This is a genomic window from Glaciecola sp. SC05, from assembly GCF_041380235.1.
In the GTDB taxonomy this organism is placed as follows: Bacteria; Pseudomonadota; Gammaproteobacteria; order Enterobacterales; family Alteromonadaceae; genus Glaciecola.
Genome location: NZ_JBGIYY010000010.1, coordinates 47,220 through 62,137 on the forward strand (window position 1 = coordinate 47,220; position 14,918 = coordinate 62,137).

At 42.5% G+C, this 14,918-nt stretch carries 10 protein-coding genes and 1 pseudogene; 2 read left to right on the forward strand and 9 right to left on the reverse strand.

Features of this window, described 5'->3' with window-relative positions; translation table 11 throughout:
* Positions 1-50 precede the first annotated feature (50 nt).
* The 8 genes and pseudogenes from moeB to AB9H30_RS10770 all read right to left on the reverse strand — a co-directional run bounded on the left by moeB (position 51) and on the right by AB9H30_RS10770 (position 8,785).
* Positions 51-803: a molybdopterin-synthase adenylyltransferase MoeB gene (gene moeB, locus AB9H30_RS10735; RefSeq protein WP_371194665.1), complete on the reverse strand. Its 753-nt coding sequence runs from the start codon at positions 801-803 to the stop codon at positions 51-53.
* Positions 804-1,473: 670 nt separating this feature from the next.
* Positions 1,474-3,543, reverse strand: a complete 2,070-nt coding sequence (locus tag AB9H30_RS10740; RefSeq protein ID WP_371194666.1) for a TonB-dependent receptor family protein — start codon at positions 3,541-3,543, stop codon at positions 1,474-1,476.
* 910 nt (positions 3,544-4,453) lie between these two features.
* The gene (locus tag AB9H30_RS10745) at positions 4,454-5,590 is read right to left on the reverse strand and encodes an ATP-binding cassette domain-containing protein (protein WP_371194667.1); all 1,137 of its coding nucleotides are present in this window, start codon (positions 5,588-5,590) and stop codon (positions 4,454-4,456) included.
* Positions 5,587-6,285: a molybdate ABC transporter permease subunit gene (gene modB / locus AB9H30_RS10750; RefSeq protein WP_371194668.1), complete on the reverse strand. Its 699-nt coding sequence runs from the start codon at positions 6,283-6,285 to the stop codon at positions 5,587-5,589. Before modB ends, AB9H30_RS10745 begins: the two co-directional genes overlap by 4 nt.
* Positions 6,282-7,112 carry a molybdate ABC transporter substrate-binding protein gene (gene modA / locus AB9H30_RS10755; RefSeq protein WP_371194669.1) on the reverse strand — a complete coding sequence of 277 codons (831 nt, stop codon included), beginning with the start codon at positions 7,110-7,112 and terminating at the stop codon, positions 6,282-6,284. The genes modB and modA overlap by 4 nt, the downstream gene beginning before the upstream one ends.
* Positions 7,105-7,422 (reverse strand): annotated as a pseudogene (locus AB9H30_RS10760) (ThiF family adenylyltransferase); the annotation flags it as partial. The pseudogene AB9H30_RS10760 and the gene modA, both read right to left, overlap by 8 nt.
* 278 nt (positions 7,423-7,700) lie before the next feature.
* Entirely contained in the window at positions 7,701-8,441 is a 741-nt protein-coding gene (locus tag AB9H30_RS10765) for a hypothetical protein (RefSeq protein WP_371194670.1), read from the reverse strand.
* 167 nt (positions 8,442-8,608) lie between these two features.
* Complete coding sequence (locus AB9H30_RS10770; RefSeq protein WP_371194671.1) at positions 8,609-8,785, reverse strand: helix-turn-helix transcriptional regulator; 177 nt, start codon at positions 8,783-8,785, stop codon at positions 8,609-8,611.
* Between the two features lie 185 nt (positions 8,786-8,970).
* Between AB9H30_RS10770 and AB9H30_RS10775 the strand changes: the two genes are divergently transcribed.
* A complete protein-coding gene (locus AB9H30_RS10775) occupies positions 8,971-9,663 on the forward strand; it encodes a hypothetical protein (protein WP_371194672.1) in 693 nt (230 codons plus the stop codon).
* A gap of 374 nt (positions 9,664-10,037) precedes the next feature.
* Here the strand turns inward: AB9H30_RS10775 and AB9H30_RS10780 are convergent, their stop codons facing one another.
* Positions 10,038-11,534, reverse strand: coding sequence for a tryptophan halogenase family protein (locus AB9H30_RS10780; RefSeq protein WP_371194673.1), 1,497 nt, complete (start codon positions 11,532-11,534; stop codon positions 10,038-10,040).
* A 349-nt stretch (positions 11,535-11,883) separates the two neighbouring features.
* On the opposite strand from AB9H30_RS10780, the gene AB9H30_RS10785 reads away from it, so the two are divergent.
* Positions 11,884-14,910: a TonB-dependent receptor gene (locus AB9H30_RS10785; protein ID WP_371194674.1), complete on the forward strand. Its 3,027-nt coding sequence runs from the start codon at positions 11,884-11,886 to the stop codon at positions 14,908-14,910.
* The last annotated feature ends 8 nt before the right edge of the window (positions 14,911-14,918 follow it).

Genomic DNA, 14,918 nt, shown 5'->3' on the forward strand with positions numbered 1-14,918 from the left:
ATGGCCAATCAGTCGTTTAGCAAACTCATTTTGGAACGACACCATATTCATTATGCATCGCATACTTTGCATCCAATGGCCTTTGGTACTTTTAGCTTCACCCATTGCGCTTGCATGGCGTCAAACATAAGTAACGAGTTGATGAGCACATCACCATAATCACTCAAGATTTTTATCGCCTCTAAAGCTTGCATGTTACCGATAATGCCCACTATCGGAGACATCACGCCTGCCTCATGACAACTCAACTGTTGCTCATTAAAGAATTGGCTAAAACATTGGTAACATGCTGTCTTTTTAGCGGGCAAAACACAAAACAGTTGCCCCTCCATACGAATGGCCGCACCTGATACCAAAGGCACTTTTGATGAATAACACTGCTGATTAAGGCTTTGTCGCGTTTCAAGATTATCCGTGCAGTCTAATACAACGTCGTGTTTTTGAATTTCCCTTATTAACGCTTCATCACGCAAGCGCTCGCATATCGCTACTACTCGACTTTCTGGATGTTTTTGGGTCAACAAATCTCTCGCGGCTTTCGCTTTGTACAAACCAATGTCTTGCTCACAATACAAAATTTGCCGAGGCAAGTTATGCACCTCAATTTTATCATCATCCACCAGTGTAATATTACCTACGCCACTAGCGGTTAGATACTGAGCTACAGCGCATCCTAAGCCACCCGCACCGATAATTAACGCACGCGATGATAGCAATTTTAGTTGTTTATCGATATCGAAGTTGGGTAGCATAATTTGGCGAGCAAACTTCATGGCTTGCTTATGTGTAAGTTCTTTTTTCAATGGCTTTGTGTTTCCTCTTTGACCCTAAAATAAGGCGTCAGCGTCAGATCTGCTTAAACTTAACGGTATTACAGTTTGCGAATATTGTGAGAAAAATTTGGTGATACATGTTAAGTAACCTGAGAGTCATTTAATCAAATGAACGACAAGCTCGTTCCAAGATCATATCTTTCAACAAACACCAAACACCAAACACCAAACACCAAGAAGTTAGTCGAATTGTTTTGCGATGTCGATGATTTTTGTGAAGTATTTGTTCATCACTAGCAATTACTTAAAGACAGCCTCCAAGTGCGTAAAAGTGACTGACGAATATCAGTGAGTGAATAAATAATAAACCCACTCTAGCTCGGTTACATCGAAAATTTAGACCGGCAATAAATGAGAATGCCGGGATTCATAAAATTCGCACATAAGCCAATAGTGCTGTGATCCCATTACTTAAGTTCATCGCTCGACTACACATGTTATTTTCAAATCCTTGCTAGGAGTTGAAATTAGCAAGTTAAGTGTCTAGAAAATTTGCAGCGGAACAAGTTGCTGGAACTTGCTCTGGCTGCTAGCCCGAACATCAGCCTTACTTACAAATTAATGGTTACTCACGGTGCAATGCACTAACCCCTCAACAATATTGCGAGATTAGCTTTTACCTAGGCGGTGTAAGCTCTCACTAAAATCGATAATTTACGCCAATTTCAAAAGAACGCTCAGGTCCAACATAAATACCTTGTCGCAAGCCGGTGATGTAGCGTTTATTAGTTAGGTTTTTGACTGCGCCGAATAGCTTCATTTTCTTATTAACGGCATACCGCGCGGTGACATCTAACAAGGTGTAAGCAGGCAACAAGCCACCCCAAATACCACCCGCTGCATCGTCAGGTATGTCTTCTGTGTTGTTAGCATCCCCATATTGTTCGCCGCGGTGGTGGACGGTAAATGCGCCGCTCAAGTTATCACTTTCATAACTTAACGCAACATTAGCAATCACTCTTGGTGCGTAAGGCAGTCTGTTTCCGCTATTTTCTCCTGTTTTAAATTCTGAAGTAGGAATAAACGTAGCGTTAGTATCAATATAAAATCCGCTCCCGATATCATAGGCTAACAGCAATTCCATCCCTAAATGTTCAGTTTCACCGCCGTTTGACTGAGACAAATTGGGGTCGCTATTACCCGTTACTACTTGATTGCTAAAGTCCATTACAAAAGCCGCTGCTTCGTAAGTAATGGCGCCCTGCTTTCCTCTGAGTCCCAGCTCATAATTAGTTGAACGCTCTCCATCTAAGTTTTGATCGCTCAGTCCGTCAAGTGCTACACCGTTTGAAGCGGGCGACAAAGCGCGGTAAACACCACCATAAATCTGTGTTGAATCGTTTACGTCGTAAGTTGCGCCAATGCCGGGTAGGATTTCGGTGTTACTGGTGGTTGCAGCTGCACTATCGTTGGTTAGTATTATTCTTTTTTGCTCATAGGACTCCACTCTCAGGCCCGGTGTAAGAGCAAAAGCATCGCTTAATTGAATACGACTTTGGGCATATCCGGCATAGCTTTGCGCTGAATCAATACGGTGGCGGTCATTTGTTCCTGTGCGATCGGAGCTGCGCAGCGCACGAATGCGAGTGTCGTTCGACTCCTCATCCATGAAACGTAAACCAAATTCACTGTTGGCTTCTAAATCCAAAAGACTGTGCTCTAAAGTCAAGCGAGTTTCTATTCCAACCCGCTCAAACGAACGATTATTACCCGTTAAACTGTCGGTATATACCCATTTATTGGCCTCATTTGATGCATTCATATCAACACTGTAACGCCAATAATCTCGGCTCACGTCACTCCAATAAACAAGGGTGTTTAGGGTTGCGTCGTCAGACAATGACCATTCGTGATTAATATCAAATGCTGTGCGTTCAGTTAAATAATGATCGTCTGGCGCAGGGTTGTAGTCTTCTCCCGCCTCATAGTCCGCAAGCAATAATCCACGATAAGAGATATTTGCGTCATTTTCATGATGCGATAGTTTAATGCCTAGCTTTTGATGATTATCAAAAATAACCCCGGCTTTAGCCATTACATCGGTCATATTATAGCCTTTATCCATAAAGCCATCGCTGCTAGCTCGCGTTGCCACAACACCAGCAAAAGCATCTTCGGCGTCGTTTTTGCCACCGGCTTCTACATTAATTTCTCGCAAATTAAAGGAGCCAGTACGGCCAGTAAGGATGACACCATCATCCGGAGTTTTGGTTTTATAATTCACCACCCCGCCTATGGTAGATGGGCCATAGCGGAGAGAAGCTGAGCCCTTTAGTACTTCAATTTGACTTACACGCTGAATACGGGGGTTAAAATAACGGTCGTTACCAATAAAAAGACCCGGTGCAACGGGCACACCATCTTCTAACAGTAGAGACTTAGATTCACTTGCTGAAAGACCCCGGATTCCAAAGTTAGACACTATGGCCGTTTCTTCTTCACTTTTGATATTCACACCAGGAATACGTCGTAAAACATCTTCTGTCGACAAGGGTTGAATTCTGTCAATTTGCTCTTGATTGATAATAACAACGCTACCCGTTTGTTTTAGAAGAACGGGATTACTGTCGCCCATTACACGAATAACCTCAATTGCAGGCATTATTTTATCGCCCCCGTCTCCCACATCTGGCGTTTGTTGAGCTAGGGAACTGAAAGATAGTAGTGCGATTGAAACTGACAAAGATAAGCGCGTGAGCTCAAGTTGCATAATAAAGATACCTTGATGAGTAGTGAAATGGTATAGAAAGACTTTGTTGATATGCTATATGATAATGAGAATCACTATCATTTGCAAGTTAATGTCTAGCCAGTCTCGCGATTACTGATAATTTATGAAAATTAGAATATCAGCAAGAACGAGTGCTATGTATTGCTCTTGCCATAAATGTTTCTTGTTGTATTTGCCGGTAGCTGGCTTATTAGGTCTTCAGCATTGCTTGAAGACTATCTTGATATGTTTGGCGATGCCTCTATATACACTTTGTCATTGTTCGTATTGCATCGCAGCTAGCGATTACGAGCAGGAGCAGGGCTTGTAAAAGATATCTTCATGTTGATATTTGGGCTTGTCGTTATCATTGAAGTGGTCGCAGGATTATTCTAGGAGTTCAGCCGGAGTCAGGCTGGAAGAGAAGCGTAGCCCTGTTAGCACTTACTGCTAATACAGTATGTTTCCTATTCCTGCTTCGTCATCGTAGTGACCATTTAAATATGCGATCAACTTGCCAATGTATAAGGAATGACCTCATCGCAAATATTAGCGTAGTTATTGCTGCGGTCTTAGTCGCTAATACGGGCACGTTTTGGCTAGACATTTTGGTAGGCCTGGCCCAGTCATCACAAGATTGTTTTTATCTTTTACTTTCAGCTGCCCACTGAAACATAGCGAGGTTAGCTAAAGTCATCGGGTCATGCCCACGGATGGTAAAAAATGGGAAAGTGAATTTAATCGCTTTATACTTTAAACTATCTATGGTTGTGACTCATCGCACTGTAAACTACGATATTGTAAGTCGTAGGAGGCATTCCGCTCACCGACTTAAATGATGAACTTCTCGTGTTGACGCGCTCGCCTCAAACGGTTGACGTGTCATCAAGAAGCACCGTTGACTGAGTGCTCAAATCGCTTTAAACAGAGCAAATATTTGGTCGCCTATCTTGATTTGCATATCAATAAACGATCTTTTTGAAATAAGCGCACGCAAGGCTTGTCCATTCACGCTCAGCTTGATCATCACACCACTTGGTAAATATTCTCCTCCAGAGCCAACATCATGGATACTAGCAACCTCCCCTCGAATACAATTTAACATGCTAGTTTGCGTGGGTTTATCGTAGGAAAGACTGATTCGATTTGCGTCTATGACAAAACTTGTGAGTATGGATTTATCTGAGGCGTTCATCTTTTCTATTTGCGTTTGTGCGCTACGCCTTATAAATATTGTTTGCGCGTCTGCTGCATCAACAGCCAGCAACTGCCATATTTGCAAGTGCGCATCAAGCGCGTCATCTTGAAGATATTTCAGATCTAATACCGAAAACAAGCTCTCTGAGTAAGCTTGTATTTTACTGTCACTCAAAAGCATCATATCCAGTGCAGTATTGACGTCGGCTTGCAATACAAAGCAGCCCTCTTGCAGTACCCAAATATGCTTGCATAACAAGGCGAGCTCTTTCAACGAATGGCTAACCAAAATAAACCGCAAGTCATATTGATGTTTTAGTCTTTTAATCAATTCAATAAAGTATAGACGAGCTGACCAATCTAAGGCTGAGAACGCTTCATCAAGTAAGAGCAGTTTTTTGCCCGACAATAGAGCTCGCGCAAATATCACTCTTTGCCTCTCCCCGCTCGAGAGTGCCGCAATTGGCTGCGCCAGTAAATGCTCTATTGCGCAAAGATGTATCACCTCGTCAATATCTAAGCAGCGCTGTGACGCGGATAGGCTATGCTTTACAACAAGTGTTAGGTTTGCCAGCACATCAATATGATCAAATAAAACGCTATCTGCGCCAACATAGACACAGGGATTATTCGCGGCAGCAATATTTGAGTAAGTGATAGCATCTAATTCAATTCGATATGCGGTGTCCGAAGTCAGTCCAGCTATAGCTTTTAAAAAGCTTGTTTTACCGGTTCCCGACTTGCCAAACACTCCTAAAATACCAGCATCAAGTGCATATGAGGTGTTCACCTTAAAATGAATGTCATCTTTTGCATACCGCTTTATGCGGTAATCTAGCTCAAGCTTCATCTATCACTTCCTATGCCTAGCGGCAAGGCCGAACGATTGAATTTATATAGCAAGGTCAGGCTCACAACACTTATCACTAGTAGTGTGAGGGATAGCGCATGAGCATCTTCATATTGCAAAGACTCTACATGGTTAAAAAGCGCAATTGATACCACCTGCGTTTCAGAGGGGATATTTCCTCCAATCATTAAAATAAGCCCAAACTCGCCCAATGTATGAGCAAAGCCCAATGTGGCAGCGCTTAATATACTGGCTTTGGTCATCGGCAGAATAATAAAGATAAAACGCTTTAAACGCCCTATGCCAAGGGTACTAGCGCTTAGTTGAGCATTTCCAGCTAATTGGGAAAACGCTGCTAGCATAGGCTGCACGACAAAAGGCAAAGAATAAATAATTGAGCCAAACAATATACCGCTAAAACTAAAGACAAATTGTTCACCTACCATACTGATCCACAGCTTGCCCATCCACGATTGAGGTGAAAACGCAGTCAGTAGATAAAAGCCCAAAACCGTAGGCGGTAACACTAAGGGCAAGGCAATCAATGCTTCAAAGAAGGGCTTGAACATCCCTTTATATTTTGCCAGCCACCATGCTAACGGTAAGCCAATTATCAATAATATTATGACCGTAAAAAAGGCGAGTTTTAGGGTTAGGGCAATGGCGGGCCAATCATTGTACAAGCTCTCTATCATGGCATGTCGTAACCATATTCAGTTAGAACAGCCTGCGTCTCTGGACTGAGTATAAAGCGAACAAAAGCGTCACTTTGCGAGTGCATATTTTCGCGTTTAAGAGAGATTACAGCTTGTTCAATAAGCGTATGTTGCGTGCGAGGGATAAGTATATAGTTTTGATATTTTACTGAGCCCAAGACAGCGCGGGCTTGAATTAAAAGAGACTCTGCAATCAAGCCTGCTTGTGCATTTGAAGAATCAACAAACTGAAAGGCTTGATTGACGTTGCTTCCTTTGACAAGCTGTGCTTGCAAATACCTCAGCGCAGGCTCGTTTTCTATCAACTCTAAAGCCGCTTTTCCGAAAGGAGCTACGCGCGGATCTGCAATGGCAAGCTTGCCTGAAAAATTAGTCAGGTAAGAAAGATAAGACGTTTCCGTACTTATCTCGTTGTGCTCACTAACGTCGATAATACCGCCCATCCACAAAGTTAAACGACCAATCGCATATACCTGAGCATGATATCCTAAGCCTGCTTGTACTAGCTTATTGGGCCGCTCAAAATCTGCGGATAAAAACACATCAAACGGCGCTCCTTTCAATATTTGAGCATATAACACACCAGAAGAGCCGGTTACTATGCGAAGCTCTTGTGCTGACCAAAATGGAGAGCGCGCAATAAGCTGTTCAAGGGTATATGCAAAGTTACTCGCCACCGCAATTGTCAAAGGGGATGCTTCATCAAGCTCTGCAGTTGCCTTGGGATTGGCAAACACATCGTTGCCGAGTATCGATTGCCCTAACACAAGCAAACAGCCAAACAACACTGATAGACACTTATACATTACATACCCTGCAAGTTGCTGACTTATCGACCTTTAGTTTTATCCATTCAGATTGCATCCCGTCAAACACCAGCAGAGTATTACGAAGGGGTGTGCCAAAATGAGTGAGTATTTTGATGGCTTCAAGCGCTTGTAAATTACCAATAATACCCACGACGGGCGACATCACACCCGCCTGATGACAGCTTAATTCCTGCTCCTGATAAAACTGGCTGAAACATTCATAACAGGCGCTCTGTTCACTCGGCAGGACCCAAAACACCTGACCTTCCGTACGGATAGCCGCACCTGACACCAAGGGGATCCTATTTGCATAGCAAGCTTATTAAGCGTATTTGATTAATCAAATACACTCGGAGTTGTAAATACCCAAAATTCAAAGAATATATTAGGATATTTCGTCGCAAAAAACACTAATTATCTTATCAGTTACACCAAACTCAATGAGAGGGTGTCGCTCATCATGAATCTGAAATGCGACTTGCCAGTTAAGGAGATTGACGCGCTGCAGCGTTTCATAAATTGTTTCGTGAGACGGGTGCAAGTCCTTGTTAGGTGCACTTATTAGGGTGTTAACACAAATTTTCGTTAGCATAAATTATTGACCTTTTTTAGCTCAATAATTATCGCCTCGCTCACGGCAACTTTCTTGGCAAGCTCAATTTTTTCATCATTTAAGTCCTGATTTTTCGCTATCAAGTTATCCTGTTGTTGCTGTTGCATCTTCAGCTGTGTTTCTAAATGACTCGATGAAGCCTTTAACTCCGCTGCACTAGCACGGAGTGAAGTGAGTTCGTCTTTGTACTCTGAGTTTATTACCTTAATAATATCAAGTTCCTGTTTGTATTTACTAACTAATTCCTCCGACTCAGCATTAAGTGCTTTATATTCTGAATCTTTAGCGTGCTGCAGCACCGCAATTTCAGTCACCAGGACTTGCTTCTCTTGTTGAAGTATATCTACCTTATTCAAGGTATCAGACAACATTCTGCCTAAGCGTAGTAACTCATCAGTGGTATCATCCAATAAAGATTTATAAAGTTCCGTTTTTTCCTTCTCTTGTTTGATTGCTTCTTCATTGACTCTCTTCGTTTCGCTGATTAGGGCCTCCATAAATGGTGACGAAAATTGATATCTTTCGCGTATTTTATCACGCTCTTTTTCCTGCAACTCACGCCACTCTCTAACAAGTGGATGAATAGTGCTTGTAGAAGTATACTCGGGTATCTCGCTAAGAACCGTTCTCACTGAACACTTCTCACCTTTCCCAGATAAATCTTCACAAACTTGAAAGACACGCTTACGCAAATCTAGATTATTTACAGACATATCGTATTTCCCTTTTAAATACTCGTTCCTAATGGAGAGCGAACAAAAAACAGTTTCGTTCGAACATTAAACACTGTTCGTTCGATAAATAATTCATTCCGACCCCACGTCGCGGTAAATTAGCGACAAAGCTCAACAACAAATAAAATAGTTTTGAGTTGAGCGACTTACCTGTTCTCAAGCCACTCATTGATCACTTCTCGTTTCCAACCAACGAAACGCGGCCCAAGTTGCACTGGTTCCGGTAAATAGCCTTGTCGCCTCCAATTCCACAATGTTACTGCGCTAACACCCAGCGCCTCAGCCAGTTGGTGCTGTCTAACAAACGGTTGCGTAAAGTGCATAAATTAACCTCCATATTAAGTAAAACAAATTTAATGCCTGCCTAATATATTCCTTATTTCCAAGAACTCCTGTTATAATCCACATTTATCTATTTACTTTTTTTATTAACAACAAAATGCAGTTTGTAACTAAAGACCTTCTAAAAATAGCGCTTCCAAGATACTGTGCTTGTTGTTGGCGACCCGTGACAGCAAAGAATAAAAAAGGTCGTCCAGAGAAATATTGCGCTCTGCATAAGCCTGAGGGCGACACTAAACGCGACTATATGAAGGCTCAGAGACAAATCAAGAAAGCATTGGCTGCTGAACTAGACTCGATAGAAAGTCTGAAAGTCAACTCGGAATACACTGAGAAATTAAATGAATTGGTCACAGCTCTTATTGCTGATCCAAAATCGTTGAGTTTTGCTGAAGTAGATAGCGGGAAGGGTCTTATCAAAGAATTGCTTAGTATTACAAGTATGCACTATAAAAATGCATTTAAACCGCTCCAACAATTAGGTGACTATACAGAGCAAGCAAACTTAACTATAAAATCAGTTCTGCTGGCAATACACTTTGCACTGGGTACCATCATACGCAGTCAGGCAGAATCGGAAATTAGCGTATATGAGACTAAAAAGACAAGCACCGTATGGTTCGTTCAGTTATTATTTACAATAGCTCGATACGAGGCTTTCACTGTCCTTGCTGAACGAGCTCAAATAAGACGAATACGAAGTGACAAAAACCTTACATTGCGTCTATCGATCAAAAAAGAAGTTGATCTAGCTATAAACAGTAAGAATAAGCTAAACCAGACTTCAATTGCAAAAAAGCTTAACCTCAGCAAACAAAGGGTAGGTAAGCTTATAAAAGAGTTGTACCAAACCAAATAAGGTTACAGAAAGTGTGACAGAAAATATGAGTTATAAAATTAACTGTATTAAAATCAATCAGCTACATGTATTAACTATAAGCAGATCCAAAACATCGAATAGGTTCCTGGGTAGAAAGTTACCCGTCCAAGAATGTCTTAAAAGCCCTGTTATTTGCTTGTAAATAAAGGGCTTTTTTATTTTCTCCGTCCAAATCGGTTTGCAGATGTTCGTTACAAACTACCTGTTAAGTGTAGATGCAAAAAAAGTATCACTCAAACAATAGGCGATCAAACCAGCCATCAAAGTCAGCGTGAAGCCATTTACTGAGCAATTTCTTGAATGTTTAATAAACGATTCTCATGTTAATCATAATCAGCAGGGGGTATTAGTAGCTAAGACCTTGCTAATGCCGCTTCGTGCGCTTTAAAGTGACTTTTAAACTGCGTCAATTTTGCCTGCACTTGTTTAAATGTATGCATAGATTGAGAGTTTACGAGCTTATCATTATTCATATTTGCTGGATTAAATCGGCCATAACCTGCCAATAAGCAGTACCATGAAACAGCGGGGTAGTACTTATCCATCCCTCGTTGTTGCAATACAGGCGTTATGTCTTTTCCTGCATCCCAGGTTTCAATTACGCTCTGCAGATTATCTGACATAGGAATAGCATGCTTCACGTCTTGCCAGTACTGCGTATCAGTTCTGCTATTTACCTTATAATGACACACAATATAATCGCGTATTCCTTGATAGCGCTTAGACATGCCCTGATTAAATGCTTCTACATCAGACGACGCAAAATCGCCTTGTTTAAATCGCGTGATAAAGCTGGTCAGGGTTTCAAGTACTAAATGTAACGCGGTTGCCTCCAGCGGCTCAATAAAGCCCTGAGCTAGGCCAACAGCCACGGTGTTTTTATACCAGTGCTGTTTTACTTGACCCACCTTCATATGAACATGACGAGCGTCTTCTGTGCTTGCGCTATTGCCAATGTGAGCTCTAAGCTCGGTCTCTGCGTGCTTGAAGTCACAATGGTTAGAGCTAAAAACGTAGCCATTACCTACGCGGTTGGTCAACGGTATTCGCCAAGCCCATCCATTATTTAAGGCTGTTGCTGTGGTTTCTGAATAAATCGGATGAGTATTGCTTGAGGGAAGCGCAATTGCACTGTCGTTCAACAGGTTATCACTAAACGACTCGAATCCAAGACCCAAAGTCCGCTGCATCAGTTGGCTGCGAAACCCGGAAGCATCCATAAACCATTCACCGTGCAGTATCTTTCCGTCTTCAAATAGCAAGCTAGCGATATCGCCATTAGGGTGTTGGGCAACTTCGGTTACCTTGTTGCTAATATGCCGAACCCCTTTTGCAACAGCAATATCTCTTAAATACTTGCCCAGCAAAGATGAGTCAAAATGATACGCATAGTTTAGCGGTATGTTGTTTGTGCCTGATTTAAGCTTTGGACTCAGATATGACTGCGACAGTGCAGCCGCCAAGAAGTAATGGTCTGGGTTAGTAGAAACCTGATTTCCTTTGAACTTCATATGGCAATGCATTAAAAACGCAGTTGCAGTTTGCCTGTCTGGAGATGATGGAAAGGGGTGAAAATAGCGGTTCTCAGCAAGATGCGATGTCCAATTAACAAAGCTGATACCGTTTTTATAGGTGGCGTTACAGGCCTGCATCCAATCCTGTTCAGCGATATTGAGCTCATCAAAAAACACTTTCAAATGCGGAGTGGAGCCTTCGCCAACGCCAATAGTGCCAATTTCAGGACTTTCCACCAAAAGCACTTCAAAACGATGTGGGTCAAGGTGATGCGCCAGCAAGTTTGCCGACATCCAACCTGCGGTTCCGCCACCTAAAATGATGAACTTTTGCATGGGCATTCTCCAAAATTCTTTTATATTTTATGTAGTTAATTCGATCTTACTTGGGATGCTACCGCTAATTATTTGTCGTGTATCAGTTGAACACTTATGCATATGCAGCATCAATTCCTTCGCCTCACAGTATGGTAAGTGATGTTTGCATTCAACCAGTTTTAGAAGATAAACCGCGCATTCTTGTTAACTAGATGTTTCGAAATGTTATGAATACGTATGCACATAATATTAAATCACCTGACAAGTATGTAACATCCTCAAACAGTATAAATCGGCGTATTTGTGCCATCAGTAGTAGCGCTGATAGACAAGTTAACGTCGCACTCAACACTAATGGGATACAGATATGACTAAATTCAGACCCAGCTTGATTACCGCAGCCATGCTCGCTAGTGGAATGATGTTTGGGAGCTTGCCGCTTTATGCACAGCAAAGTCCTGAAAGTTCCGCCGAAAATCAAGCTGAAGAACGTGATACAGACAACATTGAGAAAATCGAAGTTGTTGGCTTTAAAAGCAGCTTGATACGTTCACTTAATCAGAAAAGGTTCAGTGATACTGTATCTGAACAAATTTCGGCAGATGATTTAGGTGGCTTGCCAGACGTTTCAATGGCCGACGCGCTTACCCGTCTACCAGGTATATCTGCGGTGAGAACCGGTGGTCAGGCAGCAGAGATTAACATTCGAGGTCTTTCAGGTGATTTTGTATTCTCCACTTTGAATGGTCGCGAACAAGTTTCAACTAGCGGCAGTCGCTCCATTGAGTTTGACCAATATCCATCTGAGTTGATTAGTTCGGCAGCGGTATACAAATCGCCTAAAGCGTCACTTATAGAAGGTGGCGTTGCCGGTACGGTTGAATTAAAAACTGCGAGCCCTTTAGATAACGACCAGCAACATACCTTTAATGCGAATGTGCGCGGTATGTTTAACGATCGCGCAGATGAAGTTGCAGATGCCGATGAATTTGGTCATCGAATTAGCTTTTCTTACCAAGGTAAGTTTTTAGATGACACCCTAGGCGTGGCTTTAGGGTATGCACGATTGTTTCAGCCTAGCGTATCAACGCAGTTTATTGGACTGGCAAACAATCGCGAAAAAGACGTCGATTTTCGTGCAAATGATACCGACAACCTTGACCCTAACCGTCCGGCTATCGAGCAGTGTGGCGAATGTGAAAATATCACCGAAGGCTTTGAGATGCAGCACAAAGGTGGTGCTGAGACTCGTGACGGTTATATGGCAAGTCTTCAATGGGCGCCAGTCGACAATTTTGTCTTATCTGCCGACGCCTTCATTAGTAAATTTGAATCAGAAGAATTTGCTCGCGGCTTCCGTGTAAAACTCGAAGCGCCTAACGTCACAATTGCTAACCCGACTTTAGTTGGTAATGACCTTATCGGCGGTACTTTTAACCGAGACCGCGGAGCTAATACTCGCGTAGAATTGGTAAATGATGATAACCAAGACTTTGACGAAGTTCGCAGCTTAGGCCTTAACGGTGAATGGGAAATTAGTGACCAGTGGTCAATGTCTTTTGATATCGCGCATTCGTCTGCCAAGAGTGATTTCCGTAACGGTCTGTTATGGTCGCTTGTGGCTGAGGATGCCAATTCACCTACACCGGTGCTTGACGAAAATATTTCAATTAGCTTTTTACTTAATGGTTTAGATTTACCAGATTTAGGCTTTAATCAAGAAGGTGACTTTATCGATTTGGATAAAGTATTGGTGTCTAAATACGGTATCTACCCTTTCCAAAATTCGGATGAATTAGACGCCTATCGACTCGATTTTACTTACCAATTAGAAAATGACTGGGTACGCTCCATTGAGTTTGGTGCACGCTATTCAGATCGCGCTTATTCAAACGATCGCTCAGTGTTTGAATATGGAAGTGATTCAGGTTTCTCAAGAAGCCAACCACCATTGCGCCTAACTCAGGATATGGTAACAGTGGTAGACTGGGAGGGCGAGTTTGCATATTTCCCAAGCTATCTTGCCATTGATTTAGACGCTGCGCTCAACGCTTGGTTTCCAAGCGGCGTTCCTCAACCTGTGCAGAGCTGGGGCGGATTTAGCGGTGTATTGAATCCACCTGACGGTGATCCACTTAACGATACTTCATGGTCGGTATTGCAAAGCGGCGAGGTATTTGAAGAAGTCACTTCCGCTTACGTAATGGCTAATCTTGATATGGAGCTAGCGGGTATTCCGGTAACCGGTAACGTTGGCGTAAGAATGGTAGATACCAAACAGGCATCAACGTTCTTGCAAAATGTCGGCGGCGATCCAGCATCGGGTGCACAAATCATTGTTGATGATATTGGTTTAGCGGTAGACACTTTCCGTCCGGTCATACTTGAAGACACCTACACTGATTATTTGCCTTCACTTAACTTAAGCTTTCGCATGACCGACAATCAGATCTTGCGTTTTGCTGCAGCTAAAGTAATGGGACGCGCGCCAATCAATGAAATGTTTGCCAATACTGGTGTTCAAGTTTCTACCCCTAGCGCGATTCAAAACATCGATACTGGTGAAGTGACGGTAGTAGGTGATGCAAGATTGTCAGGACAAAGTGACAACAGCCCTTACCTACGTCCGTTCTACGCAAATCAGTATGACTTGTCTTACGAGTATTATTTTGAAGATTCCAACGGCGCATTCATTGCTGCACTCTACTACAAAGATATTCAGTCTTTTGTTGATAGAAGCACTACCGACCCATACGATTTCGCTGCCAATGGTTTCATTGTTCCTACCGAGCTAGATGTGCCGGTATTCACAGATGAAGAAATTGGACAGCCTGTGTTAGACGAATTGGGTGAGCAAGTGTTTGTCACCGTTCCCATTCTAAATGGCGCATATACGACAGCAGAGAACAATGCTCGGGGTGGTTATATCCGCGGTATTGAATTGGCTTATACCGATGTATTTAGTGAGCTACCCGACTTATGGGCTGGTTTAGGGATTACGGCTAGTTATTCTTATACAGAAACTGAAATCACCCGCCGAGCAAGCGCAAGTGATGGTATCTATTCTGCACAACTGCCGGGATTGAGTAAGCAAGTAGTAGCGGCTACCTTGTTCTGGGAATACGAAGGTTTTGAAACTCGGGTTAGTGCGCGATACAGAGACCCATTTGTATCCAAGCAGGTTGCTGTAAACGACCAAGTTGTAAACTTTGATTCAGAATTGGTGATTGATTATCAAGCCAGTTATGAGATCAACGAAAACCTTGGGATATTGTTCCAAGTTAACAACCTTACAGACTCCCCTACTAAAAGTTACTTCGGCAACGAAGCACAAACAGGAACGATTCAGTACTTCGGTACTCAGTACTTCTTTGGGGTGACATACTCATTATGAAATTAATT

What these genes read in the sequence shown, in the direction of transcription:
- AB9H30_RS10740 (WP_371194666.1), bottom strand. Translation starts at nt 3,543, where the DNA reads ATGCAACTTGAGCTCACGCGCTTATCTTTGTCAGTTTCAATCGCACTA.
- AB9H30_RS10745 (WP_371194667.1), bottom strand. Translation starts at nt 5,590, where the DNA reads ATGAAGCTTGAGCTAGATTACCGCATAAAGCGGTATGCAAAAGATGAC.
- modB (WP_371194668.1), bottom strand. Translation starts at nt 6,285, where the DNA reads ATGATAGAGAGCTTGTACAATGATTGGCCCGCCATTGCCCTAACCCTA.
- modA (WP_371194669.1), bottom strand. Translation starts at nt 7,112, where the DNA reads ATGTATAAGTGTCTATCAGTGTTGTTTGGCTGTTTGCTTGTGTTAGGG.
- AB9H30_RS10765 (WP_371194670.1), bottom strand. Translation starts at nt 8,441, where the DNA reads ATGTCTGTAAATAATCTAGATTTGCGTAAGCGTGTCTTTCAAGTTTGT.
- AB9H30_RS10770 (WP_371194671.1), bottom strand. Translation starts at nt 8,785, where the DNA reads ATGCACTTTACGCAACCGTTTGTTAGACAGCACCAACTGGCTGAGGCG.
- AB9H30_RS10780 (WP_371194673.1), bottom strand. Translation starts at nt 11,534, where the DNA reads ATGCAAAAGTTCATCATTTTAGGTGGCGGAACCGCAGGTTGGATGTCG.
- AB9H30_RS10785 (WP_371194674.1), top strand. Translation starts at nt 11,884, where the DNA reads ATGACTAAATTCAGACCCAGCTTGATTACCGCAGCCATGCTCGCTAGT.